Origin of the sequence: Mesorhizobium sp. M3A.F.Ca.ET.080.04.2.1 (genome assembly GCF_003952525.1) — a bacterium.
Lineage (GTDB): Bacteria > Pseudomonadota > Alphaproteobacteria > Rhizobiales > Rhizobiaceae > Mesorhizobium.
The window spans coordinates 125,647-149,803 of the sequence record NZ_CP034451.1 but is presented as its reverse complement, the minus strand read 5'-3'; the positions used below and the strand labels follow the sequence as shown (position 1 = coordinate 149,803).

The following is a 24,157-nucleotide window of genomic DNA, read 5'->3' as shown; positions in this document are numbered from 1 at the left end:
TTGCAGTAGCGGTCAGTGTTGATTGTGTCACCTTCGAGGTCGGAATCCAGCGGGTTGCTGGCATTGCGGCGAGAGGAGAACGACCGCGCGCGATCTCGTATATCGGCTCGCCTTCGACCGGGAGCAGAGCTGCCGATGGAGCCAGTGGCAATTATCTGCTCGCAAGACGCAGAACTCTACATCATCCTCGAATACATTCTTGGCTTGGAAGGATACAAGGCCCTGCTCGCGGGCAACGTCGAGCATGCGGTGGAACGGGCGAGGGAAATGTCTCCCGCCGTAGTCATCCTGGACTGTCGTCCCGGCGGCCTCCCGATCGCCACGCTGTGTGCCCAGCTGAAGCAGGAGCCGACGACTCGAGCTGCCCTGCTTGTCGCGCTGATTGCACCAGGCGCGGAAGACCAGCATATCGAACTTTTGAAGGCAGGTGTTGACGACAGCCTCGTCCGGCCTCTGGTACCAGCGAAGCTGTTAGCTTCCTTGCGGTCGAAGCGAACGACAGGCGCGCGCAGCAATATTCACGGCCACCACGTTCTTGGCTTCGGCAACATAGAACTGCGGCCCGACAGTTTGCGCGCGCGAAGTGGCGATAGGGAATTCCAACTAGGGGCGATTGAATTCCGCATGCTACGGCACCTGCTCGAAAATCCGCGCCAGGTTTTCAGCCGCCAGGACCTAATTGCGATCGCTTGGCCAAAAAACATCCATGTCGACGCCCGCACGGTGGACGTACATGTCAGTCGGCTACGCAAGTCGCTGTACAAGCTCCGAACGGGAGTCTCGATCCGAACGGTCCGATCCGCTGGCTACATGCTTGATGATACGGACAATTCCTGATCGGCAGAACTGTTGCCTGCACCAACATCTCCACCACTTGCGGCATGCCGTGAACTTAACACAAAGCTGATTGTCCCTCGCCGGCGTGGGTCAGCCGGATCCGGATGCGAGTTCCGCCCCATCTTGTTACAACACTGTGAATGTTTGACTTGATTGTTAATTTGCTTGTCAAAAGAAATTAACAACAATTCACGCGCAAGCACAATATTCTTCTTTATATCCATCCTCTCTTTTGGAAGATGCTTACCCGCGAAAGAAGGATGGGCTTATGTGCCACATCTGCTCGATCCTTTATTCGCGAAAGGAGGTTCAGATGTCAGCAGCAGAATCTCCAGCAAGCGCTGGCCGCGCTGCTCGCTTCCGCAACACTGCCTCGGTCATCGACCGGACTCGAACGTTTTTCGAGGAGGCTCACCGCCGCGGGCTGATGGCCGTTTACGGGCACTCCGGACTGGGAAGGGCCGTCTCACTCACGGCAGGAGACCGCCGAGGGAATACTATCACAGACTATGTGCGCTGTTCCTACCTTGGCCTCGACAATCATCCGGCTATCGTTGCCGGCGCCATCACGGCAGTCGAAGAATATGGCTCGCTTCACTGGTCCTGTGCGCGCACTCGGTTGAATTTTGGGCTCATAGGCGATCTGGAGGGCACCCTTTCCCAACTCTTTGGCGCACGCGTCATTGCCTATTCAACGGTTATGGTCGCCAACATGGGGGCACTGCCGATCATTGCCTCTGGACATCTGACGGAGGGGCAGAAACCAGTGATGGTTTTCGACCGTCTGGCCCATGCCTCTCTGGCTTTTCACAAACCAGTCGTTGCGCAAGAAACGCAGGTCGAGACTATTCCTCACAGCGACCTCGATGCCTTGGAGCAGATTTGCCGGAAGCATCCGGTCGTCGCCTATGTATGCGATGGCGTCTATTCGATGGGCGGCTTTGCGCCGATCAAAGAACTTCTGAGGTTGCAGGAAAAGTATGGTCTTTTTCTCTATATCGACGATGCGCACGGAATTTCGCTCTTTGGTAACAACGGCGAAGGTTTTGTGCGCTCGCAATTGCCCCCCGAACTTGGCGAGCGCACGATCGTCGCGGCTTCGCTCGGCAAGGGCTTCGGCGCTTCGGGCGGCATGCTCATGCTGGGAACGGTGCATCAGGAGGCGCTGTTTCGCTGCTACTCCCTTCCTCATGCATTCTCCGCTTCACCCAATGTCGCCGCCGTTGGCGCCGCCCTCGCCTCGGCGAAGATTCACCAAACGGCCGAGCTTAAGCTTCGCCAGGAACGCTTGGCCGAGCGGATTGCCTTTTTCGACAAGCACATCGAGACAGACCAGCGCGGCGCCCTGCTGCCGATCCGCATGATCAAGGTCGGTGACGAATTCGCGGCCATCAAGTTCGCGGAGCGCCTGCTCGACGAAGGCTTTTACACATCCGTGACGTTCTTTCCGACGGTTGCTCAGGGTCGGTCGGGCATACGCATCTGCCTGACGGCAAGTCACGAGCTTTCGGACCTGGAGCAGCTCTGCGCCAAGATTGCTTGCTATGAGCAAGAAGCACTAACGGCGGCCTGAGCCCCGAATGACTTCGCTTCCGACGCGGCATCAAGCGGCTTCGTCGAGGCTTGTAGGGCCGAGCTTTCCACCCAATCAAGTCGCATCCGGACAAGGCGTCTTATCGGAGTTTCGGACCATGACCGAGCAAATGAGGACCTCTCGCCTGGCTCATGAGCGTGCGAAAAAGGTCATGCCTGGAGGCAACACCCGCAGCAGCGTCTACGAGGCGCCCTTTCCGCTTTATCAGAAATCCGGAAAGGGAGCCTATGTGATAGATGTCGACGACAACGCCTATCTGGATTTCCAGAACAATTTCACGGCCCTGATCCATGGCTATGACCACCCGGACGTGAACTCGGCGCTGATCACACAAATCGGCCGGGGACTGAGTTTTGCCAATCCCACCGAGAGTGAGATCGATCTCGCTGAGATTCTTTGCGAAAGGGTGCCCTTCTTCGAGCAGGTGCGCTTCACAAATACAGGATCTGAAGCGGTGATGATGGCCATCAAGGCCGCACGTGCCCTCACCGGGCGCCCGCAAATAGCAAAATGTGAGGGCGCCTATCACGGCAACTACGACTATGTGGAAGCAAGTTTCGATCCTGTTCCGGCCGACTGGCAAACGGGGACCGCAGAGGCCCAGGCGTATAACCACGGAACCCCGGCCTCAGTCCTGGCCGAGGTGGTCGTCATTCCTTTCAACAACGTCGATGCGACTGAGCGGGTGCTGGAGCGGCACAAGCAGACGCTGGCCTGCATTGTCATCGACCCCCTTCCATCGCGCGCGGGGCTGGTACCCGTCGATCACACGTACCTGCATTTCCTGCGCGAGTTCACGGCCCGCCATGGAATTCTGCTGATCTCGGATGAAGTTCTGAGCTTCCGGCTGAGCTATCGCGGCGCGATTGCCACCTACCGGGTCGAACCGGACCTGTGCACCTTCGGCAAGATCGTCGGCGGCGGACTGCCAATCGGGGCTGTTGCCGGTCGAGCCGAAACCATGCGCGTCTTTGATCCAAGCCGCGGCAAACCGCCCGTCTCCCAGGCAGGGACCTTCACCGCCAATCCACTAAGCATGGTTGCAGGGGCTGCCGCCATGCGCGCCCTGACCGAAGTGGAGATCGAGCGGCTCAACGCCCTTGGAGCGCAAGCTCGTTCGGAACTTGGCGCAACACTGGCTGCCTCAGATATAGGAGGGCATGTCACCGGCGCCGGCTCCCTTTTTTGCGTGTTCGTTGGCGACGGAGAAGTAAAGGACTACGCGAGCGCCTATCATGCGTGGCACCAAAGACAGCGCCTTTCGCGGTTGATTTCGCTCTGCCGCAACGAAGGCATTCTCCTATCGCGCATTGGCCTGGGGGCCCTTTCAACCCCAATGGCAACGGCCGAGATCGCCACGCTCGCCGTCCGGTTCGGGCGAGCATTGGCAAAGCTGGCCGCCACGACACCGTCCGCCGCTGTCGGGTGAGGCAGGAGGATGACAGTCATGAAGGGCGCCTTTGCAGTTGCTAACGATCGGCGATCGCTCCTCGCCTACCTGCTGCTCGCCGCCGTCTCAGTTTGGTGGGCGGGCTCTTATATTCTCATCAAGATTGCGGTTCTTGATGTGCCGCCGGCAACCCTTGCGACGGCGAGGCTGCTGATCGCTGCAACCGTGCTGCTTGTGTGGTTGAGGTTTGGCCATGCAGAATCCCTTCCCGCAAGCTTCGATGCCTGGGCCAGATACGCGCAGATCGCATTGTTCGGCCACGCTCTGCCTCTCTATCTGATCGCGTGGGCCTCCATGACCGTGCCGGTGAGCGAGATGGCGATCCTGGTCGCTACGACGCCTCTCTTCGCGGTGCTTCTCGCCTGTCTTGCCCTTCGTGAGAAGCCATCGCGAGCAATCATCTTCGGTCTGTTGGTGGGCTTTATCAGCCTGGCCGGGTTCCTGAGCCCGTCCGGAATATCGACGCTGCATTCAAGCAGAAGTGCCGCACCGCTTGCGGCCCTTTTGGGAGCAGCTGCAAGCTATGCGCTGTCCGGTCGCGCGGTGGCCCGACTACAGGACAAGAATGCACTCGTGACTGGAACGGCGGTCATGATCTGCGCAATTCCAATGTTACTGCCGCTGAGCCTTGCCTTCGAACGCCCTTGGGCGATCACCCCGACAGCGCAGGCTCTTGTTGCTCTGCTGCTACTCGGCGTCGTGTCCACAGCAGTGATGTACGTCGCCTACTATCGCTTGATCAGGTTGAGTGGGCCGGCCTTTGCCAGCACGCACCATTACCTGGTCCCTGCTTTGAGTATCGCCTTCGGCGCCGGGTTTCTCGGCGAGAGGCCAACTCCAATCCAAATGATGCTCATGATGCCGATAATCGCCAGCGTCTTTTTCGCTCGAGGGCTCATCTCCCGAAAATTATGACACGCTTTTGAGGAAACAATCATGCTTGCTCTTGAGACGCCGCGACTTTTTATGCGCCCGCTGGCCAAGTCCGACCTCGAAGACGTTCATCGCCTGCACACCGATCCGTTGGTCGTACAATCCCTGTTTTCAGGCGAGCCTCCGTCCCGCCGGAACACCGAGGAAAAGCTGGACCAGTATGTCCAGGCTTGGCGGCAGAACGGATTTGGCTTTTTTGGCGTGTTCTTGAGAGGAAATTCGCGGGCAGGAAACGAATTCGCGGGCCGCGCGGGCCTGCGCCGCTTCGAGGATACGGCGGATGTCGAGTACGGCCTTTGCTTGTTCGGGCATATTGCTGGCCGCGGGATCGGTCCCGAACTCGGCGGGGAGATCCTGCGCTATGCCTTCGAGGAACTTGGCCTGGAGCGGGTGGTCGCGCTGATCAGGCCCGAGAACGCACGCGCGATTCGCGCGGCCGAAAAGATCGGGTTCACACATGTCGAAGACAGAACATACGGCGATTGCGTGAAGGGTTTTTACGAGGCGCGCCCGCGCCGGTAAGGCGATCGAGAAAAAATGCGAGCCAACAGCTCGCACCATGCTCGTAAGTAGGGAGAGAAATCATGGAAGCCTTGACCGCGAAGACGATGGGTCCCTCGAAGAATGAGAGGCAAGTGTATGACCTTGTCGTTCACAATGCGGTGCTTCTGACGGTCGATGCGAAAGACCAGGTGATCGCGAACGGCGCCGTGGCGGTCCACGATGGGCTGATTGTTGCAGTCGGATACAGTCGGGATATCCTTTCTCACCATGATTTCCGCGAGGTCATCGACGCTGGCGGAGGAATCCTCCATCCCGGCTTCATCGACGCCCATGTCCATATTTCCCAGTACACCTCGCGCAGCGTCCTTTCCTGCATGGACGGAACAAGTGTCACGATGGGCGACTGGAAAAGCGCGCTTACACCCGATGATGAGCACGCGAGCGCGGCCCTAGCGGCTGTCGACTATTTAAGAAGCGGTTACACTGGCTTCGTCGACCCGGGCACCATATTTTGTCCGGACGCGGTCGCCCCGGTCGCGGATGAATTCGGCATTCGCATATGGCTGACCGATCCGTATGTCGCCGACGCCGGCACGGAACTCCAGAAACACTTTCCGGAACTTGTCAGCGAGTCGTTTCTTGCCCTTTGGCCAAAAAATCGGGACGAAGCCTTCCGCCGTTTGGGATCACAATTATTCCGCAACAAGGACCGGAACAGTCTCGTCAGAGCATTTGTTGGCCTCTATGGCGAAGGCACGGACTCGCAAGCGCTTTTTCGCACCGCCTTCGATCTGGCCCGTGAGCATGGCGTGCAATTGCAGGAGCATCTGGGCTACGCGCCTCTGCTTTACCGTCAACGTGAATACGCGCTCGGGGCCAGTATGATGGAGCATATGAGCGGTGAAGGTCTCCTCGATAGCCATGTCACCTTTGTCCACATGAATGCTGTTCATCCGGGGGACGTCCAGATCCTCAAGGCACGGGATGTCGGCATAGTATGGTGCCCCTACGGGCAGTTGCAGATGCTTGGCCGGGGCGGCGCCGAAGGCCGGATGGTGGAGCTGCATCGGGCCGGCGTAAAGGTTGGGATCGCAAGTGACATTCCTCGCGCTGTGCATTTTGGCGGGCTCGGTACATTGGCCGCCGTGACGGCGGCGGCAACGGGGCTGGCCGCGTCTGGGCACGAAATCCTGCGCATGCGCACAATCGGATCAGCTGCCACGGTGGGCGCGGCTTCGGAACTTGGTAGTCTCGAGGTCGGCAAGCGCGCCGATTTCGTAGTCCGTAGGCCGGATGTATCCGAAAACCTGGGGTTTGATCCGGCGCTGGAATTCGCGGTCATCGCCGACGCTGGCACCATCGACTCCGTGTTCGTTGACGGCAAGTGCGTTCTAAAGCGTGGCGAGGTGCTGAAGGCCGACAGGCCCGCCGTGATAGCTCGCGCCCGTCAGTCAGTGCGAGGCCTTGCGGCCCGCCTTCACCTTGCCTGATCGGCCTCAGGCGCGAAGGCCTATCCTGGATGCAAGCGCGCGCGCCGAGCGATGCGCTGCGGCAATGACCGAGTCGTCGTCCAGCGTGACGACCTTCCCGCCATCGACGACCTGACGACCGCCCACGTACACCGCTTTCACGGTGTGGCGGCCGCCGATGACTCCAAGCTCAAGGCCCGGATCGAAGCCGAAATTCACAGAAGCGCTCGGACACCGCACCACGAAGTCGGCGCGCTTGCCGACCTCGAGACTGCCTAGCTCTCCATCGGCACCGATCGTCGCCGCGGCGCCAAGCGTGCGCATGCGCAGAATCTCCCTCGGCTTTGCAGGCCGTCCCGAGGTCGCGGCAGCCGAGGCGGCCAGGCTTCCAAGGACATCGAAGTCGGCAACACGAGGGATATCACTGGCGATCCCGACCTTCACGCCGGCGCGATGCATGTCCGCCATGCGTGCCTGGGCACCGTCCTTGCCAAGCATTTGCAGCTGGCCCCACGGACACCAGACGACGCGCACTCCAAATTTCCCGAGAAGCGAAATCTCGTCTTCGCGCACCAGGTTCATGTGAGTGAACGTGACGTGGGAATCCAGGAACCCACGTTCCTCGAACCACCTCAGCAGTGGCTGCCCAAGCGCCTTCTCGCGTTTCAGCTGAAAGGCCGGAAGATATCCAAGATGCTCTTGAAATCTCACATCGCGATCACGGGCTAGGCTCAGGGCGGCTTGGTAGAGTTCGGGTGAATCGGTCGCCTCCCCGTAGAGTCCGACGAAGGCTTTCACCAGGCTGTCTGGGTTGCGATTGCGAAACAGCTGGCCCCCCAATCTCTTCAACGCTTCATCGGTGTTTCGCGGCCAGCGGGCGAGAAAGTTCTCGCTGACCAGTTCAGGTAAATCAGCGGCCAGCGCCTCACCGCCGTCGGCGACGTAAGGGTCAGTGAGCCAGATGCGAATACCGGCTTCATCAGCAACGGCCGCGACTGCGTCAGGCTCAAAGACAGTTCCAGGATCGACAAAGCCGGTATAGCCACATTGCAGGTAATCGAGAGCAGCCAAACGGGCGCTTGCATACTCATCTTCTGGGGTCAGCCCGCCTTTCCAGTGCCCCATGGTAACGGAGGTCCCTTCCATCAGGGGCAAAACGCTGCGCGCCGTGTACTGGGAGACATGAACGTGGGCGTCTATGAACCCCGGATGGACCGCGCCTCCTGCCGCATCGAACAACTGGTCTGAGGCATAGCTGGCGAAAATCTTCTCTTGCCGGTCAAGCGCGACGATGCGTCCGTTTCGGACGGCAAGCGCGCCGGTCCGAATAACGCGATCATCGGCGTCCACCGTGAGGATTGTGGCATTGTGGACGATGAGATCACTGCGTTGCGGCTCATTCGAGCCGGCTGGCACCCCTGAGGCGTTCGTTGCAAAGGGCATGGTAATCATCCGAATTTTTGTGGCTGGCTCGACAAGCGCTGAAGGATTCATGGGGGCGTGAATTCGCCTCCATTGATGTCGAGCACCGCGCCGTTCAGGAAGTCGGCGTCCGGCGCGACCAGGAAAGCAACGGCACGGGCGATGTCCTCTGCTCGACCGAGCCTGCCGATGGGAATGCGTGTAAGGGCCTCCTTGTTGACGAGCGAATCCGTGGGACCCGTCATGTCCGTCACGATGCGACCGGGCGTGATCGTGTTGGCGGTGATGCCGAACGGGGAATATTCGCTGACGATTGATCGAGCGAGACCGGCAAGCCCGCTCTTGGATGCGGTATAGGCAGCACCGGCTATCCTTGGCATCGTACGACCGGCGAGCGAACCGATGAAGACGATGCGTCCGTATCGGCGCTCGGCCATCGCCGGCAGAACGCATTGGCAGCAAACCAGCGCACCGGTCAGATTGATCCCCAACACTTCATTCCAGTCGGCAAGGTCGATTTCAGCAATCGGGATCCGGCCGCCATTGCGTTTGGGCGAGTAGCCGGCATTGCAGACGAGGACGGATGGAGCCGGCCAATGGGCGGCGAGTTCGTCGAAGAACCGGCGCACTGCCTCTGGGTCTCGCAGATCGACCACCGCCGACCTTATTCGCTCTGCCCCGTAGGAAGCGGACAGCGCGCGAGCGGCAGCCTGAACCCGTTCCGGCTGATGACTGAAGAAGGCGACACGATAACCTGCCCGCAAGAGCGCGTCGGCAGTTGCAAGGCCTATGCCGCTCGAGGCGCCAGTGATCACCGCAACCGGTATCTCTTCGCCAAGTTCCGCCATCAGACAGCCTCCGCAAGAGCAGGAGACGGCTCGGCCGCGTCAAGCGTCCCGTCATACAAAGATAAAGGCGGGTGGGCATCGGGATCGGTGATAATCTCGATCAGCCATGGTTCCTCCGCAGCAAGGGCCGTCTGCAGCGCCGGCAGGACCTCTTCCTGGTTCTCGACTCGGAAGGCGCTGCAGCCGCAAGCTCTGGCCAGCGCCGCATGATCGACAGGCGCAAAATGACAAGCACTGGTGTATCGGCCAAACTTCACCGTTTCGGCGTCTTTTTGGTACCCCAGCACGCCGTTGTTCAGGACGACGACGGTGACGTTGACGCCAAGGCGCACCATTGTTTCGAGTTCGGCCCAGGAGTGAGCAAAACCGCCATCGCCGACGAGGGCCACAACAGGAGCATCAGGATTGGCCAATTTGGCGCCGATCGCCATGGGTAGCCCCCAACCCAGGCCCGCCAGACCGCGCGGCGTGAGGAAACGTTGGCCCGCCCCAAGGGCCGTCAGTTGGCCTGCCACCCACATGGAGGAGTAGCTGGCATCGGCAACCACCGTCACGGTCGGCGTGAGGCAGCGTTGAAGATCCATCATCACCCGCTCGGGTCGAATTGGGCTCGCTTGGCCAGCCAGGAGCCTGCCGCGCTCCGCCTCGAAGGCTCTACGCATCCCCGCAATCTTTCGCTCCAACCGACCGCGCGCCTCGTGACGTCGTGAAAGGTCGCAGAGACTAATCGTTTCGGTGAGAGCCCTAACCGTTTCCGCCGCGTCACCGACAAGGCGGAGCGCCTCATAGTTGCGGCCGATTTCCGCAGGATCGACATCGACATGAATGAGGCTTGCTGACTTCGGAATGGAGCGCCAGCTGTCCGTTCCGTTTTGATTGGTTCGCGTGCCGACCAGCAGGATCACATCCGCCTCACGCAGAAGCTGCCGTGAATAGCGCCCCATCGATCCCGGACCAGTAAGTGGACCAAGGACGCCAAGGGAAAGCGGGTGCGTTTCGTCCACCGCTCCCTTGCCCATGGGTGTGGTGATCACTGGCAGGTGCGCCGCTTCCTGCAAACGAGCGAGCGCCTGCGGCGCCCCTGTGGTCAATGCCCCACCCCCGGCCATAACGATCGGCTGGCGAGCCTGCGCCAGCAATTTGGCGGCAGTAGAGATAGCCCAATCGCTTGGTCGCGGTCTGTCGATTGGCCAAGCGCCGAGCGTCGCGGTGCGTGGATGCCCGGATTCGACGGCCACCTCCCGCAACAGATCCGCCGGCAGCAACAGCACCGCGGGGCCAGGTCTGCCGCTTCCAGCCGCGGTAAAGGCCGCGTCGACGTAATCATCCACGCGGTCCGCGGTGATGAGACGCCTGACCCACTTGGCGCAAGGCTGGAACAGGGCGATATGGTCAAGCTCCTGGAAGGCATTGCGATCGAAATGCGCCCTCCCCACCTCCTGGACGAGCGCCACAATCGGCACACTGGCCTTCAGCGCCTCGGCGAGCGGGGCGACCAGCAACGTTGCCGCTGGGCCGTTTTGGGCAGCAACGACCGAGATACAGCCCGATCGCCGCGCATATCCGTCAGCCATTGCGCCGCCCATGTTCTCCTGGCGGTAGGCGATCTGCCGAATGCCGATCGCCTCGGCGGCCAGGATGACCGCGGAGGGAAGGCTTTGTGCGAAAATGATCTCGACGCCATGGCGCTTCAGTGCCTGGGCGATAAGCTCAGCGACGGTTTCGCGAGGCGCGGACATCAGGCTATCTCCTCGATGAGGGCGGAATTTTCAGAAAGGAATGCTTCAAAGACGCCGGCGACCGCATCGATTTCCGCCTCGCCCATAGTCGTCGAAAGACAGGCCGCCGCGCCAACGGGAAGGACGATACCTTGTCCCGCGAAGAATCGGGACGTCTCCTTCATGGCTTTGGCTTCGGCAGGGTTCCAATGCGCTTCCCGGAACTCGCGTGGACGCGTCGGCTTCGGGTGGATACGGAAGAGCGAAGCCGCCCCGGTAATGCTAAGCGGCGCATTTGCCCGTGCGATAATGTCCTCCAAGCGGTTCCGCAGTTGGTTACCCAGCCGTTCAAGCCGGGCAAAGGCGATTTCATCGAGGGCGTTCATTGCGGCCCGGCCAGCCACCATGGAAATCGGATTCGCCGAAAACGTCCCGCCTTGCGGAAGCAATGGCCGGCCGCGGCTGCCGTCGAACACGCTCATGATTTCGCCCAGACCTCCGACCGCTCCAATCGGAAACCCGCCCCCAATAATCTTGCCCAAGGCAAACAGGTCCGGCTGGAGACCATAGTGTGCCGAGGCGCCGTGATAGTCCTGACGAAAATTGAGGACCTCGTCGGCGATGAGAAGAATCCCGTGCTTGCGCGCCGTTTCCTGGAGAGCGGAAACGAATTCCGGTTCGGGGGCGATGAGCCCGGCCCGGCTGGGCATCGGATCGATTAGCACCGCCGCGATTTCGCTGGCGCGCCGGTTCAGTAATTCGCGCGTTCCAGCCGCATCGTTGAACCGTAGCACCACCACATCGTCCAGCACCGAAGCCGGCATGCCGCGGTAATAGGGCGTCGCCGCCGGGCTGTCCGGAAGGCCCCAGTTCTCGGGGACGCTTGCCTGAGCCACTTCCACCCAATCATAAGCCCCATGATAGGCGCCTTCGATCTTGGCGATGCGAGATCGTCCGGTGAACGCGCGGGCCGCCTTGATCGCGAACATGACGGCTTCAGTGCCTGTATTGACGAAGCGGATCCGCTCCAGCCGAGGCACGCGGGCGCATAGGACGGAAGCGAGCTCGACTTCCGCCTCCGTTGGGTTGGCAAAGCAGGTGCCGCTCCTCATCTGGCTTTCGACGGCCGCACGCACCGGTTCGAAAGCGTGCCCGTGAATGAGCGTGGTGAAATTCAAGTTGAGGTCGAGGAAGCGCCTGCCGTCGACGTCGGTCAGATAGGCTCCCTCTGCGCGCGCAATGTAGCGAGGAACGGGGTCGCGTTCGACGGTGATGCGTGTCGTTCCGTCAGGGAAGACGGCATGAGCGCGCTCAAACAGTGCCCGCGAATGCTGCCCCGGCGGAAAAGCCGCCGCTTTGGACGTCTGTAAACTGGCCGGAACAGGGATCACACTCCACCTCCATGGTCGAACGTCAAACGACGCGTCCTGACATTGGCGGGAGGAAAATCAGATTTTGAAATTTGATGCAACAAAAAAGTTAGGTATGCGATTCTCCTTGCTGCTCTCCTATTGCAGCAAGTTGCGAGGACAAGCGACGGTAGCCGCTGCGAATATCGTTCTCGATCGCCGCTCGAACCGCCGCGGGATCGCGGTCATGCAAACCACGTAGAGCCCACAAATGGTTGGAAACGCCAGTGCGTGATTGCGCGAACTCCGGATAGAGGCCGTTGAACGCCGGCCCCATGCGGAGCCATAACGATTCAATGATGGTTACGAGCCGACGCATGCCGGAGCGGCGATAGATCAGGAAGTGAAAATCCTTATTGGCATCAAGCACATCCGTGTATCGCGCCTCGTCCAGACCGCGATTGATCCGTTCCTGTAGAGTTTCCAATTCATGGATGTCTGACTCGGTCACGTGGTTTGTGGCCTGCTCGGCCGCCAAGCCCTCCAGGGAAAGGCGAATTGCCGTGAGCTCATCGAGGTCTGGAAGACTCAGATAAGGCACGATGACGGTTTTGGGCCCGGCATTGATCAGCCCCCCCTCCCCGATCAGCCGTGTGATGGCATCGCGGGCTGGCGTGGTGCTGACCTCGAGGACTTGGGCGACCGACCGAAGGGTAAGCTTCGTGCCTGGCTGGAGCGCTCCTCGAATGAGCGAGTCTTTCAAGGTCGCGTAAGCGCTCTCGCCTAGGCTGCTGTGCCGCCCAATCGGCGCAATATCGCCCGGAAGCGCTTCTTTGCCTTTTTTTGGCGCAGCAAACATTGGTTCCCGTCCGTTCCGTCATGAATGCGATGCGGGGAGTTAAGGAGCTTCTCCCACGCGATTCGCTAAGAAAATGCGGCTAAACCTAGTCTTGGGACATAACTAGCGCCAGAGGGGTCCAAAAAGCGTCTCGACGGCTTGACAGAATTATGAACGGTTTGTTACACCAAATTTCATATTTTAAAAAAGTACATGTTCGTGGCTGGAACCGGGAGAATGGAAAAGTGGGCAAATCGCGGATCGAGGCAGCGGCAATGAGCAGGCGCAGAGCGCTTGGCATGGCCGCTCAAGCGGCGGCCGCCGCAGGCGTTGGCTTGACTTTGCCCCAGCTCGTCATGGCGGCCCCCTTGGATGAACTCGTCGAGCGCGCACGCCAGGCGGGGGAGAGACATGTTGTGGTGGCGGGCGGCACCGGCGCCTACGGGGATCTTGTCAACAGGCACTTCTATCTCCCGTTTACCGAAGCCACGGGCATAGAGGTCGTCCCGACCGGCGGCGGCTATGGCGAGAAGCTCGCCAAGCTGAAGGCCATGACATCTGTTGGAAAGGTTGAATGGGACGTCATCACCCTTTCGATCGACTCGCTGACCCCAGACGTCACGAGCCTGCTTCGTGATCTTGGTGATTGCGCCGGCTTGCCGGACGTGGCCAGCCAGGGTGTCGACGGTTCATGTCTGCGCGAGGGCGTGATGTTTGATATCGGAGGCGGCGTTCTTGCCTTCGACAAACGCAGCTTTCCCGAAGGCCAGGCACAGCCGGCCAGCTGGGCGGATTTTTGGAACGTGAAGGCTTTCCCTGGACCGAGGGCGCTACCCAACATCGGCAATCCGTGGTGGGCATTAATTGCGGCGCTCGAGGCGGATGGCGTCAGCCGAGATGCGCTGTTCCCACTGGACATCGATCGCGCCTTTCGCAAGCTGGACGAGATCAAGCCGCATGTGACGGTATGGTGGAAGAGCGGCGACCAGAGCCAGCAGATCTTTCGTACGGGCGAAGTGGTGATGGCTATGCTGTTTTCGGGCCGCGCCTTCCGGCTGCGCGGCGAGGGAATTCCGCTCGGCATTAGCTGGAACGGTGCGCCGCTGGATGCAGCATTTTGGGCCGTGACCAAAGCGGCTCAGCATCCAAACGCCGCACTTGCGCTGCTCGATTTCATCTACACGCGCCCGAAGGCGCATGCCGAATTCGCGGCGGAGTCTTTCGGCTCGACAGCTCAGCGCGGAGCCCTCGATTTCTTGCCGGCCGATGCCAAGGCCTCAAGTGTGCTGCAGCCCGCCAACTGGTCAAACATCGTTCGTGTCGACCGCGAATGGCTTGCCGCAAACCGCGAGAAGGTTTTGCAGCGCTGGAGCATGTGGATCGCGAGCTGAACTGATTTCCGAACGCCAGGGCTGCCAAAGCCATCAGGCTTGGCGATCCTGAAATGTCGTCCCTCAACTTTCGACTTTTTTGGAGGTAGCCGAGCAGTGGATGGAGCAAGTGTTTCGGTTCGGGGGCTAGGCAAGCGTTACGGCGTGGTTCGCGCCGTGAAGGAGGTGGGCATCGAGGTTCGTTCCGGCGAGTTCCTCTCGCTTCTGGGACCGTCAGGGTCCGGCAAGACGACGCTCCTTATGATGATTGCCGGCTTCGAGATGCCAAGCGAAGGCGCGATCCGGATTGGCGACCGCGACGTGACCTATGTTGCGCCGAACCGGCGCAATATCGGTATGGTGTTTCAGCGATACGCGCTTTTTCCCCACATGACGGTTGCGGACAACGTCGCCTTTCCGCTGCGCATGCGCAAAGTTGTGAAAGCCGAGATTGCGCGTCGGGTCACCGACGCCCTCGCGCTGGTGCAACTCCAAGACTTTGGCAAACGTCTGCCGAGCGAGCTGTCGGGCGGGCAACAACAGCGCGTGGCAGTGGCGCGCGCTTTGGTGTTCGAGCCGCCCGTCCTCCTTATGGACGAGCCACTTGGCGCGCTCGACAAGAAGCTGCGTGAGCAGATGCAAATCGAGATAAAGCGCCTGCAGCAGCGGTTGGGCGTGACCGTCATTTATGTGACTCACGACCAGGAGGAGGCGCTCACCATGTCGGACCGTATCGCGGTCATGCGCAACGGCTCGCTGGAGCAGATCGGTTCACCGACCGAGCTCTATGACAATCCCGCCACGCCATTTGTCGCCGATTTCGTCGGCAAGACAAACTTCCTGGAAGCTGTCTGTCACAGCTGCAACGGAACCGGTCTCGAATTCGGCCTTGGCCAAAGCGGCTTCATTCAGCTGAAAGAATGCCCACCCCATCTGCCCTCGCCGCCCCGGCCTGGCGACAAAATGCGTGTGGCCGTGCGACCGGAGCAGATACGAATCTTGCGCCCAGAAGACAGCGATAGACCGCCTCTCAACGGCGTCGTTGAAGCCGTGATCTTTGTCGGCTCGTTCCGGACGTTCCTGGTGCGCCTTGCCGGAGGCGAGCTCGTCCATGTTCAGGCCAGCACGGATCATGGCATTGCGCACCCGCAAGAAGGCGAACGCGTCGGCCTGACCATACCAAGCCAGGCAGTGCAGGTCTTTCCGGAGCGGAGGCCGTGACGATGCGCGCCAAACCCTTGGCAGGGAGTCCTTTTGGGGGCCGCCCAACTTCGGCGCAGGAATATGGGCCGGGTCTGTCGCTGCTTCTCGTAGCCCCGCTTGTCCTGCTTCTCGTTGGGGGCTTCCTCTACCCGGTCGGAAAGCTCTTTTGGGGCAGTGTCTTCGTACCGGAAGCGACGTTTGCGAACTACGCGCGAATCCTGCAGGAGCCGCTATTCCTGCTTGTTCTGTGGCGCACGTTCGAGATCGCCTTCGTCGTTACCGCTCTCGCCTTGCTGCTTGGCTACCCGGTGGCTATGGCGATGGCCCGCGTCTCTGGGCGCACAGCAATGCTGATTGCCGCCTGCGTGCTCATCCCCTTGTGGACGAGCGTCCTCGTTCGCTCCTACGCCTGGATAGTGCTCCTCCAGCGAAACGGTGTCGTCAACAACGCCCTGATCGAGACAGGGCTGACAGGGACGCCGTTGCGGCTCCTCTATACACAGGGCGCCGTGATCGCGGCGATGACGCAGGTTCTGCTGCCCTTCATGATTTTGCCGATCTATTCGGTTGTCCGCAACATTCCCGATGACTTTGTGAGAGCGGCGCGCAATCTTGGCGCCGGCAGCCTCCAGGCTTTCTTTCGCGTCACGTTGCCGCTGAGCCTTCCCGGCGTGACGGCAGGGGTGCTCATCACCTTCATTCTGTCGCTTGGGTTCTACATCACGCCGGCGCTCGTCGGCGGACCAGGCACTCTTATGATGTCGACCTTGATCGGTCAGCAGACGACGGAACTCCTTGACTGGCCATTCGCAGGAGCGCTGGCCGCGGTTCTGCTCGCCGCCACGCTTTTGCTGGTCATTGTTTTCCGGCGCGCGCTCGCGCTTAACAAGGGGTTCAAACTTGGCTAACGCTGACCTGGTTCTTGCTGAACGAGCCGTTCGAGAAAAAGGCCATATCGCCAGCAATACGGCGGCACTTCTTGCCGCGGTGCCGATCGGGTTAATCCTGTTTTTCCTTCTGCTGCCGACGCTCATCGTCATCCCGATGTCTGTCGGCACCTCACCCTACATTGAGTTCCCGCCCCTGGGGCTCACATTCAAGTGGTACAAGGCGTATTTCAGCGACCCGGATTGGATGGCCGCGACCTGGTTCAGCCTTCGTATCGCTGTTGCGACGACGTTCACGGCCACGGTCATCGGCACGCTTGCCGCTGTTGCATTGATCCGAGGCCGACTGCCTGCCAAAGAGTACCTCCAGGCGCTGACGCTGGCTCCGCTTATCGTCCCCCATATCGTCATCGCCGTCTCGCTCTATCTTTTCTTTGCCCCCCTCGGCCTGGTGGGCAACTTCTACGGGTTCGTCATTGCCCACTCGATGCTGGCGGTGCCCTACGTGGTGATCACAGTAAGTGCCGCTCTGCAGCGCTTTGATCCGAACCTCGAGCTTGCGGCACTCAATTGCGGCGCCACGCGCCTGCAGGCGTTTTTCCACATCGTGCTGCCGAACATCCGGCCCGGCGTTGCCGCCGGCGCGGTCTTCGCTTTCCTCGCCTCGTTCGATGAGGCGACCGTTGCCTTCTTCATCTCCGGCACCGAGGGCAAGACGATCACGCGCAAGATGTTCGAGGACATCGATTTCAATCTTACGCCGGTGATCGCCGCCGTTTCGACTGTCCTGACGCTGGTCTCGCTGGTGCTCATGAGCACGATTGAGATTGCGCGGCGGCGGAGCGACCATGACCGTCTGGGATGAAGCTTGGGCCCGGCTAGCGCCACGCGCCAATAAAGGGAGAAATCTTGTGCATGGAGCAATGCCATCAGGCGGAGCCAAACATCGGCGCCGACTGGACGAAAGGCCGTCGTCTCGCAGACGCATTCTCGTTGGGCGCCTCTTTCATGAGTCTCACAGTTTCAGCCCGCAGATCACCTTCAGTGAGGCGTTCGAAGTGAAGCGTGGCGAGCACGTGCTCGCTCACGCACGGCACTCCGGGACGACCCTTGGCGGCATCGTCAAGCGGGCAACGGAGCTTGGCTACTTGCTGGTGCCGACAGTCTCGGCCGTTGCTCCTCCCGGTGGCTTGGTAGACCATGACTTTTATGTTCAGCTGCGGGACGCGCTGATCGCTCTGGCTCGCCAAGAGCGGTACGACGCCATCGCGCTCGAATTGCACGGCGCAATGGCCACGACCGAGCTGCCGGATGCCGACGGGGATCTTCTGGTTCGTTTACGCGAGGCCGTGGGGCCGGACGTCCCGATAGGCATCGGTCTTGACCTGCATGCCCATGTTACAGGGGCCATGCTCAGTTCGGTTGATATCTGCATCGCATGCAAGGAGAACCCGCATTCCGACGTGATTTTATGCGGTGAGCGGGTAGTTGAATGCCTGGCGGCAGTGCTGGACGGAACGCTCGACCCGGTCCTCACCATGGCCAAGGTGCCCATGATTTTGCCCGGAGCCGCCGAGACCGGTAGCGGCCCTCTTGCCGAACTGCATGCACGTGCACGTGTGCTCGTCGCTGCGCATACGGAGATCTGGGACGTCTCTCTGTTCAATGTCTATCCCTATGCAGATGACCAGGGCATGGGACAGGCAGTGGTCGTGCTGACGCATGGCCTCAGCCGGCTTGCGCAAACTGCCGCAATTGAGCTCGCTGAGTTTTTCTGGGCTTGTCGCGAGCACTTCCAAGACGGCCTTCTGACTATCGATCAAGCGTTCGAGCTCATCGCTCGCGAGCCCGATCGGCGCCCTTACATCCTGGCCGACATGGGAGACCGGGTTCTGGCAGGGGCGCCTGGCGATAGCACGGCCATCATCGAAACAGCGCTGGCCCGGGCCGACCGCCCTCGTGGTGCCGTCCCGGTCACCGATCCCGAAAGCGTCCAAGCGGCAGCAATGGCCGGCATCGGAGCTCAGGTTACACTTGCCATCGGTGGAGGCCTAACGCCGGGATTCGTGCCTCACACGGTTTCCGGCGTGGTTGCCGCGATCAGCGATGGTCGCTTTGTGATCGGTGGACCGTTCGGTGCAGGCGAAGAAACGTCGCTCGGCCGCACCGCGGTGCTGGTGGTCGATGACCGGCTGAGAATCATGCTGACGAGCAAGCCGGGCTTCACCCACGACCCGGCGGCTTTTGCGAGCCAAGGCATCGATGTCGCGAGCCAGGATTTCGTCGTCGTGAAATCCGGATATCACTTCAAGCTGAATTTCGCTGGGATCGGCGCGCCGCTTGGCGTTGCGACGCCGGGAATTGGCTACTACACGCCAGGACTGCTGCAGTGGAGGAGAGCGCGATTCTGGCCTGAGCACGAAGTCCATCAGCCTGAAATCAGGGCTTATGTGAATGCCAAATCCGCCAAGACGCCGGCTGATTGAACGATCGAGGCAAGGGCGTCAGCCGACCACGGCTTCCTTCAACCGCCGCAGGTGGCCACGGCAGATTTCTTCGACCAGCCTCTGCAATTCCGCAGTGCGCTCACCGAGCCAACCAAGCGCTTCTTCGCTGATGTCGTAATGCTTTGAGTATCGTGCTTTGACATAGGCCTCGTTCAACGTATTGAACCATGCGCGGTACCGCTGCTGGTCGCGCGGCCAGACTTCGGCGAGTCGCCGGTCCTGATCTTCCGCCAAAGCACTCAGGAATGACAGCTTGTGCGAGGGCGGGCTGTAATTGGTCAGGACGAGCAGCAGCGTCGCATAACCATGCTCAAGGGCTTGATGCAAAAGGAATGCGGCCTCCTTCCACATTCTACCCTCAAGGGCAGTGGCAAACAGTTTGTGGAAATTGCGAGCTCCCGGAAATCTGTTCTCGAAGTGCTCTCTGGCAGTTTCGTATGCTTCCTTGGGAGTGAGCGGCCGGGGTTCGGCCAACGGCTCCTCGTCAAGCTCATAAAGCACGATACCATCGCGACGGATGTCAGTGAAGAAGTACTGCCCTTCGCGCAGCGCCGTATTCACCTCACGGCGCGAATGCACGATGAAGTTTGTCGGCGTTTCCACAGTCTGGTCGCGAATAAGGCGGTCCTTTGCCTTGTACCAGTAAGCGAAATCGGCGAGCTTGCGATTGTTGACGACTATCAGCAGGTCGTAGTCCGATCGGTAGCCTTTCATAGTATGCGGCTCGTCGACCCAGTCTCCACGTGCGTAGGAGCCGAACAAGATCATCTTGAGGATCCGGCCCTTCTTCTTGAATTCGGTCGTGCCATCTGCAATGGCGTCGTCGAATTCTTCATGGATGAGTTCCATGATCCGGGCAAGCTCGCGCTGCTTTTTCTCCGGCAGATGATCAATGCTGGTCTTCATCATCGGTAGGCGTTGCAATCCGGATCAAACGTCACAAGGTCGGCTGCATGGATTCTGCCATCGCTAGGCAGTCAACGGAAGGCGCCAACGGATGCGGTGCCGAGCTTCGCGTCGCGACAATGCCTGCTTGGTTTTGTCTCGCAATTTTTCCCATTGCAATAGCAAGAATTTCCCACGTTCGGACAGCAAGGCTACTCGGAAACTATGCTGCCTCGGTCGCTCGGCCGGTAAGCGAAGGAAAACTTCGGCGACCAAGAACCACAGTATAATCTAGGGGAGGCGAATGGTCTGAACCTCAAGACCCTTCTTGCCCTGCCCGCTTTCAAAGAGAACCTTTTGCCCTTCCGCAAGTCCGCCGAGCCCCGAGCGGGCCAGCGCGGTCGCATGAACAAAAATGTCCCTACCGCCATCAGAGGGCGCGATGAAGCCAAAACCCTTATCTGGATTGTACCACTTCACCATTCCCTCGCTTGTCGTCCCCGAACCGCTTCCGGAGGGCGCTCCGGCGCGCCCGCTATGGACAGAAGGCTTGGAGACGGCCTCGCCAACCTCCAGCACCTGCGCCACCTGCCGTCCTCTTGGAGTTTCTTCAATCGTAACTTTCAGGCGAGTTCCATCGGAGACGCCTCCGCTCCCCGCGGCCTCCAGAACTCGTATGTGCAGGTAGGCCTCAGCACCGTCAGCGAGCTTCACGAAGCCGAAGCCCTTGTTGGCGTTGAACCAGACCACCTCAGCGGTCGTAGGATCAGCAGCTACCACGGGCCGACGCTGAAAATAGCTGGGTTCCGACGTTCGATCGGAAGATCGACTGTCTTCGCCATAATCTCGACGCCGCCCTTGATCGCGATGGTCTCTATATTTGCTCATGGTCTTCTCAATTGATCCGGTGCGTACGCCGAGCCGGCCGGCAGTATCACTGTCTAGGACATAGCGCTTGAGTCAAACTGCAATTCCCGCATTTCGACAAAATCGGCAATCATGCGTAACCGTCCCAAGTCGAAACTATCTGGAGTGCAACCGCGGAAATACGATGTCCTGGTCGACGAGAACGTTGAACTTGTAGCCCGGTCTGATTTCCAGTGTCGGCTGCACGTCCATGTTCCGCTGGATCGTCCGGTCGGCGACACGGCCGAACGTTTCCGCAAAATTCCGCCGCGCCGCGTCGGATGCCGTGTCCTGCGCCGCGAGCGTCGAACTCTCCGGAACGGCCATGTCGATGCCGGTCCCGATCACCGCGATCAGGATTGCCGATCCGAAGGTCTGGAGCCACTTGCGATCGACCTTGTCACGAAACCCGCCATAGCCTTGGGCGTCGGTTCCCGCCATTCCGCCGATCTGGAGCGTCGCTCCATTCGGGAAGATGATGTCGGTCCAGACTACGAGAACGCGGCTCTGCCCGAATGATACCTTGCTGTCATAGCGGCCGAGGAGCTTTGTCCCCTGCGGTATAAGGAGATGGTGACCCGTGGCACTATCGTAGACGTTCTGGGAGACCTGTGCGGTGATGCGGCCAGGCAGATCCGAGTTGATGCCGGTAATGAGCGTCGCTGGGATAACAGACCCCCGCTTCAGCTCATAGGGAGATTGCTGCGGAACCACACGGCTTGGAAGGTACCCGAGCTCCTTCAGATCCGTGTTGAAAAAGTCCTCCTTGCTACGCTGGCCATTGGGATCGACGTTGGCGTCGCCAAGCCCGGCGCGCAAGGCCGCCGCATAGAGATCAGACGTCGACCCGATCGCTGATGCATTGGAAGAGCCCGGACCGGCGCCTTGAGTGACCCGCGAGCCGGGCTCGCTTTCCCGTCCCAGCTTGCCCTGATCGATGGCGATCGGCGCGTCATAGGCTGCGTCATTGGCCTGCAATCGGCCCATCCGCTGGCGGTGACGTTCGCGCAGATACTGCTCTTTCTGCTCTCGATCCAGGCGGGCTCGCCAGATTTCTTCGGGTTCCAGTTCTTGCGCCCTGCCAGGCTCCTCCTGATGCGACGGCTGCGACGGCATGATGTCGGGTTCCGTCCGGGTCGGCTTGTTCTCGACAGGCGTGGGTTGGTAAGTGGTTTGCTGCGGCTCCCCGATGATCCCGTCCGAGACTCCGCGCTTGATCTGGTCGGCGAAGGTGGATGCCGGATTGCCGGATGTTTCGCCGATGCCGGGATCCTTCCGAAAGTACAGCCCGCGCGAGGTCAGCCCGTAGAGAATGACGGCGAGGAAGGCGACTACGAGCAGGATGACGACGATGACCGGCAGCCGGTTGAGTCGCCTCAAACCGGAGCCCTGCTCCGCCTCCGGGGTGCCGCCCAGCTTGAGGGATTGGACCATACTGTACCTCCTAGCTTCGCTTCATGACCGAGAGCGCGCTGGAGGGCTGCGCGCTGCCAGGAGACGTGACGTACGCACGACCGAGTTCAACTTGATCCGTCGACAGGCGCGCGAGAACCTGGCCGTCATAGGGCACGATCTGATAGGTGAGCGGGACAGTCCTTGTTTCCTTGCCGGTCTTCTGATCCGTGACGACAGCGTAGCCCCAGCCGCGCAGGGCAGATTGAAGCGCCTCTCCGAAGGGCGAATTGTCCTGTTTGAGCACGACCGTCGCCTTCCCCGGCCCCACGTGTTCGGCCAGCCGACTCACCATGTCGCCGGCGATCGCGCTTGCAGCCGGTCCAGAAATCTCGGCCGGAGCATCGCTTGCGCCAAGACCGTCGGTTCCGACTGATTGACATCCGGAAAGTAAGGAGGCGAGGACTGCGGCAGCGACGAGGGCGCGGAAGGGGGAAGCTGCCATCACCGCCCTCCCCGCCGGATCGTCACCTTTTCCTGACGCCAGCCGACGCCGGAGACGAGAACCGCGCGGTCGACATGATAGTCGACCACCATCATGTCGCCCTTCATTCTGTAGTTGACGATCCTGTTCTGCCCGCCCGAGATCACGAAGAGAACTGGCGCGTCCTGTCCGGAGAGTGAGCGCGGGAATTGGATGTAGGTCTTTTGCCCGTCCGAATAGACGCGGGTCGGCCGCCAGCCGGCGTTGCCCGAGATAGAATAAGAGAAATTGAGCTGTTCGGCCGGCACACCGGCACCGGGGATCGTGCTTGCCTCGATGCGCGCATTGATGTCGGCGAGTTTTTCCGAAACATCCTCCGGATATTCGAAGCCGACGCGCGCCATGTACTGGGTCTGGTGCGATTTGAGCTGGAAGTGATAGGTCCGCCGCGAGGTCGTGACGATCATCGACGTCACCAGGTCCGGCTCGGAAGGCTTGACGACCAGATGGATGGACTGGCCGCCGGCAGCGCCCGACGTCGCCGGCTCAACCTTCCAGCGAACGGTGTCGCCGACGAGGACGTCACGCACGACCTCGCCCTGCTGAAGCTCGATGTCGCAAACCTGGAGCGGCGAGCAGACCACGGATGGCTGGACCTCGCCGTAGAGGAAGATGACCTTTCCGTCGGCGCCCTTGGTCACGAGCCCGCGGCTGCCGCGCCACTGGCTCGAGATCCCGATGCCCTTCGCCTCATTGGCCGAGACGCCATCGGCAAAAGAAGCGGTCGGGATGGAGGATGCGGCGGTGAACACGGACACGAACACCGAGATGGGCACGGCTCCGTATTTGACGGTCGGGGAGATCATAGCCAGGAGGGGCCTTTCAAAGCTGCGCGGTCCAGTCGAAATCGCTGAGATAAAGTCCGATCGGATTGAGGCGGATCACGCCTTCGTCCTGAGGTGGCGTCAGCGTGACGGTGGCGATGGCGCGAAACCGGCGCACGGCCGTCTCTCGGCCGCGGCGGTCGCGCTCGAACTCGGTCCAATCGATCTGATAGCTCTGGTTCGAGAGCGCGACGACGTTGTTTACCTCAACCGCGATCGTGGCGTTCTTGGCCTTTTCGAACGGGGAGTTCGAGCGGAACCAGGCGTTGACTTTCTCCGTAGCCGGGTCGGAGGTGCGCAGCAGCGCATAGGTGCGGTCGATGTACTGCTTTTGCACGACCGCATCCGGCGTCACCGACCGGAAGTTTGAGACGAAGCCGCCGAGCGTGGCCCGCACAACCCGCGGGTCCGCATATTCGATCGGTTGCGGAAAGCCCGCGTTGACGGCGGTGCCGAGCTTGTCGACCTCGACAATATAAGGGACCAGCTTGACCTGCGTGCTTTGGTAGATCGAGTAGGTGAAACCGACGACGGCCATTGCCATGCCGGTGATGCCGACGATGCGCCAGGCCGAGGCGGCCTTCACGTAGGAGCCGTAACGCTCGTTCCACTCATTGCGCGCAGCAAGATAGGGATTGTCGGGCGGGGTGCGTCCGGCCATGCTTCACCAGTTCTCG

The 24,157-nt window shown here is 60.5% G+C and carries 22 protein-coding genes; 11 read left to right on the top strand and 11 right to left on the bottom strand.

All coding sequences use genetic code 11. From position 1 onward, the window contains the following. Nucleotides 1–135 precede the first annotated feature (135 nt). The 6 genes from EJ074_RS00680 (at nt 136) to EJ074_RS00655 (ending at nt 6,808) form a co-directional block, all read left to right on the top strand. Nucleotides 136–837, top strand: coding sequence for a response regulator transcription factor (locus EJ074_RS00680; protein ID WP_129552569.1), 702 nt, complete (start codon nt 136–138; stop codon nt 835–837). Nucleotides 838–1,150: 313 nt separating this feature from the next. Beyond that, the gene (locus EJ074_RS00675; RefSeq protein WP_129552568.1) at nt 1,151–2,410 is read left to right on the top strand and encodes an aminotransferase class I/II-fold pyridoxal phosphate-dependent enzyme; all 1,260 of its coding nucleotides are present in this window, start codon (nt 1,151–1,153) and stop codon (nt 2,408–2,410) included. Between the two features lie 118 nt (nt 2,411–2,528). Next, the gene (locus EJ074_RS00670; RefSeq protein ID WP_165349807.1) at nt 2,529–3,860 is read left to right on the top strand and encodes an aspartate aminotransferase family protein; all 1,332 of its coding nucleotides are present in this window, start codon (nt 2,529–2,531) and stop codon (nt 3,858–3,860) included. Nucleotides 3,861–3,878: 18 nt separating this feature from the next. Further along, nucleotides 3,879–4,796, top strand: coding sequence for an EamA family transporter (locus tag EJ074_RS00665; RefSeq protein ID WP_165349806.1), 918 nt, complete (start codon nt 3,879–3,881; stop codon nt 4,794–4,796). Between the two features lie 21 nt (nt 4,797–4,817). Continuing rightward, nucleotides 4,818–5,336, top strand: coding sequence for a GNAT family N-acetyltransferase (locus tag EJ074_RS00660; RefSeq protein ID WP_129552565.1), 519 nt, complete (start codon nt 4,818–4,820; stop codon nt 5,334–5,336). Between the two features lie 62 nt (nt 5,337–5,398). Next, nucleotides 5,399–6,808 carry an amidohydrolase family protein gene (locus EJ074_RS00655; protein WP_129552564.1) on the top strand — a complete coding sequence of 470 codons (1,410 nt, stop codon included), beginning with the start codon at nt 5,399–5,401 and terminating at the stop codon, nt 6,806–6,808. A 6-nt stretch (nt 6,809–6,814) separates the two neighbouring features. Here the strand turns inward: EJ074_RS00655 and EJ074_RS00650 are convergent, their stop codons facing one another. From EJ074_RS00650 to EJ074_RS00630, 5 genes are all read right to left on the bottom strand, one after another. Further along, nucleotides 6,815–8,281, bottom strand: a complete 1,467-nt coding sequence (locus EJ074_RS00650; RefSeq protein WP_129552563.1) for an amidohydrolase family protein — start codon at nt 8,279–8,281, stop codon at nt 6,815–6,817. After that, nucleotides 8,278–9,057 (bottom strand): 3-oxoacyl-ACP reductase FabG, encoded by a 780-nt coding sequence (fabG, locus tag EJ074_RS00645; protein WP_129552562.1) that lies wholly within the window; start codon nt 9,055–9,057, stop codon nt 8,278–8,280. The genes EJ074_RS00650 and fabG overlap by 4 nt, the downstream gene beginning before the upstream one ends. Then, the gene (locus EJ074_RS00640; protein ID WP_129552561.1) at nt 9,057–10,796 is read right to left on the bottom strand and encodes an acetolactate synthase catalytic subunit; all 1,740 of its coding nucleotides are present in this window, start codon (nt 10,794–10,796) and stop codon (nt 9,057–9,059) included. Before EJ074_RS00640 ends, fabG begins: the two co-directional genes overlap by 1 nt. Beyond that, a complete protein-coding gene (locus tag EJ074_RS00635) occupies nt 10,796–12,094 on the bottom strand; it encodes an aspartate aminotransferase family protein (RefSeq protein WP_245454893.1) in 1,299 nt (432 codons plus the stop codon). The genes EJ074_RS00640 and EJ074_RS00635 overlap by 1 nt, the downstream gene beginning before the upstream one ends. A gap of 160 nt (nt 12,095–12,254) precedes the next feature. Beyond that, nucleotides 12,255–12,983: a GntR family transcriptional regulator gene (locus tag EJ074_RS00630; protein ID WP_129552560.1), complete on the bottom strand. Its 729-nt coding sequence runs from the start codon at nt 12,981–12,983 to the stop codon at nt 12,255–12,257. A gap of 278 nt (nt 12,984–13,261) precedes the next feature. Between EJ074_RS00630 and EJ074_RS00625 the strand changes: the two genes are divergently transcribed. The 5 genes from EJ074_RS00625 to EJ074_RS00605 all read left to right on the top strand — a co-directional run bounded on the left by EJ074_RS00625 (nt 13,262) and on the right by EJ074_RS00605 (nt 18,908). After that, a complete protein-coding gene (locus EJ074_RS00625; protein WP_165349805.1) occupies nt 13,262–14,353 on the top strand; it encodes an extracellular solute-binding protein in 1,092 nt (363 codons plus the stop codon). Nucleotides 14,354–14,449: 96 nt separating this feature from the next. After that, entirely contained in the window at nt 14,450–15,553 is a 1,104-nt protein-coding gene (locus EJ074_RS00620; protein ID WP_129552558.1) for an ABC transporter ATP-binding protein, read from the top strand. Nucleotides 15,554–15,555: 2 nt separating this feature from the next. Continuing rightward, on the top strand, nt 15,556–16,443 hold the full coding sequence (locus EJ074_RS00615) for an ABC transporter permease (protein WP_129553955.1): 888 nt from the start codon (nt 15,556–15,558) through the stop codon (nt 16,441–16,443). Between the two features lie 46 nt (nt 16,444–16,489). Next, nucleotides 16,490–17,287, top strand: coding sequence for an ABC transporter permease (locus tag EJ074_RS00610; protein WP_245454892.1), 798 nt, complete (start codon nt 16,490–16,492; stop codon nt 17,285–17,287). Then, on the top strand, nt 17,271–18,908 hold the full coding sequence (locus tag EJ074_RS00605; RefSeq protein ID WP_129552557.1) for a M81 family metallopeptidase: 1,638 nt from the start codon (nt 17,271–17,273) through the stop codon (nt 18,906–18,908). Before EJ074_RS00610 ends, EJ074_RS00605 begins: the two co-directional genes overlap by 17 nt. 18 nt (nt 18,909–18,926) lie before the next feature. On the opposite strand, the gene EJ074_RS00600 is transcribed toward EJ074_RS00605, so the two are convergent. From EJ074_RS00600 to EJ074_RS00575, 6 genes are all read right to left on the bottom strand, one after another. After that, entirely contained in the window at nt 18,927–19,835 is a 909-nt protein-coding gene (locus EJ074_RS00600; protein WP_127228136.1) for a nucleotidyltransferase and HEPN domain-containing protein, read from the bottom strand. A 270-nt stretch (nt 19,836–20,105) separates the two neighbouring features. Next, nucleotides 20,106–20,702 (bottom strand): cold-shock protein, encoded by a 597-nt coding sequence (locus tag EJ074_RS30515; RefSeq protein ID WP_129552556.1) that lies wholly within the window; start codon nt 20,700–20,702, stop codon nt 20,106–20,108. A 135-nt stretch (nt 20,703–20,837) separates the two neighbouring features. After that, on the bottom strand, nt 20,838–22,154 hold the full coding sequence (gene trbI, locus EJ074_RS00590; RefSeq protein ID WP_129552555.1) for an IncP-type conjugal transfer protein TrbI: 1,317 nt from the start codon (nt 22,152–22,154) through the stop codon (nt 20,838–20,840). Between the two features lie 10 nt (nt 22,155–22,164). Beyond that, on the bottom strand, nt 22,165–22,617 hold the full coding sequence (gene trbH / locus EJ074_RS00585; protein ID WP_129552554.1) for a conjugal transfer protein TrbH: 453 nt from the start codon (nt 22,615–22,617) through the stop codon (nt 22,165–22,167). Continuing rightward, nucleotides 22,617–23,462, bottom strand: coding sequence for a P-type conjugative transfer protein TrbG (gene trbG, locus EJ074_RS00580; RefSeq protein WP_245454771.1), 846 nt, complete (start codon nt 23,460–23,462; stop codon nt 22,617–22,619). The genes trbH and trbG overlap by 1 nt, the downstream gene beginning before the upstream one ends. A 16-nt stretch (nt 23,463–23,478) precedes the next feature. Further along, nucleotides 23,479–24,141: a conjugal transfer protein TrbF gene (locus EJ074_RS00575; protein WP_129552553.1), complete on the bottom strand. Its 663-nt coding sequence runs from the start codon at nt 24,139–24,141 to the stop codon at nt 23,479–23,481. Between the last annotated feature and the right edge of the window lie 16 nt (nt 24,142–24,157).

Bases quoted from the DNA above. Each gene is read 5' to 3' on its own strand.
- EJ074_RS00675 (WP_129552568.1), top strand. From the start codon at position 1,151: ATGTCAGCAGCAGAATCTCCAGCAAGCGCTGGCCGCGCTGCTCGCTTC.
- EJ074_RS30515 (WP_129552556.1), bottom strand. From the start codon at position 20,702: ATGAGCAAATATAGAGACCATCGCGATCAAGGGCGGCGTCGAGATTAT.
- EJ074_RS00575 (WP_129552553.1), bottom strand. From the start codon at position 24,141: ATGGCCGGACGCACCCCGCCCGACAATCCCTATCTTGCTGCGCGCAAT.
- EJ074_RS00660 (WP_129552565.1), top strand. From the start codon at position 4,818: ATGCTTGCTCTTGAGACGCCGCGACTTTTTATGCGCCCGCTGGCCAAG.
- fabG (WP_129552562.1), bottom strand. From the start codon at position 9,057: ATGGCGGAACTTGGCGAAGAGATACCGGTTGCGGTGATCACTGGCGCC.
- EJ074_RS00640 (WP_129552561.1), bottom strand. From the start codon at position 10,796: ATGTCCGCGCCTCGCGAAACCGTCGCTGAGCTTATCGCCCAGGCACTG.
- EJ074_RS00625 (WP_165349805.1), top strand. From the start codon at position 13,262: ATGGCCGCTCAAGCGGCGGCCGCCGCAGGCGTTGGCTTGACTTTGCCC.
- EJ074_RS00605 (WP_129552557.1), top strand. From the start codon at position 17,271: ATGACCGTCTGGGATGAAGCTTGGGCCCGGCTAGCGCCACGCGCCAAT.
- EJ074_RS00680 (WP_129552569.1), top strand. From the start codon at position 136: ATGGAGCCAGTGGCAATTATCTGCTCGCAAGACGCAGAACTCTACATC.
- EJ074_RS00655 (WP_129552564.1), top strand. From the start codon at position 5,399: ATGGAAGCCTTGACCGCGAAGACGATGGGTCCCTCGAAGAATGAGAGG.
- EJ074_RS00670 (WP_165349807.1), top strand. From the start codon at position 2,529: ATGACCGAGCAAATGAGGACCTCTCGCCTGGCTCATGAGCGTGCGAAA.
- trbG (WP_245454771.1), bottom strand. From the start codon at position 23,462: ATGATCTCCCCGACCGTCAAATACGGAGCCGTGCCCATCTCGGTGTTC.
- EJ074_RS00630 (WP_129552560.1), bottom strand. From the start codon at position 12,983: ATGTTTGCTGCGCCAAAAAAAGGCAAAGAAGCGCTTCCGGGCGATATT.
- trbH (WP_129552554.1), bottom strand. From the start codon at position 22,617: ATGGCAGCTTCCCCCTTCCGCGCCCTCGTCGCTGCCGCAGTCCTCGCC.
- EJ074_RS00650 (WP_129552563.1), bottom strand. From the start codon at position 8,281: ATGAATCCTTCAGCGCTTGTCGAGCCAGCCACAAAAATTCGGATGATT.
- trbI (WP_129552555.1), bottom strand. From the start codon at position 22,154: ATGGTCCAATCCCTCAAGCTGGGCGGCACCCCGGAGGCGGAGCAGGGC.
- EJ074_RS00665 (WP_165349806.1), top strand. From the start codon at position 3,879: ATGAAGGGCGCCTTTGCAGTTGCTAACGATCGGCGATCGCTCCTCGCC.
- EJ074_RS00600 (WP_127228136.1), bottom strand. From the start codon at position 19,835: ATGAAGACCAGCATTGATCATCTGCCGGAGAAAAAGCAGCGCGAGCTT.
- EJ074_RS00615 (WP_129553955.1), top strand. From the start codon at position 15,556: ATGCGCGCCAAACCCTTGGCAGGGAGTCCTTTTGGGGGCCGCCCAACT.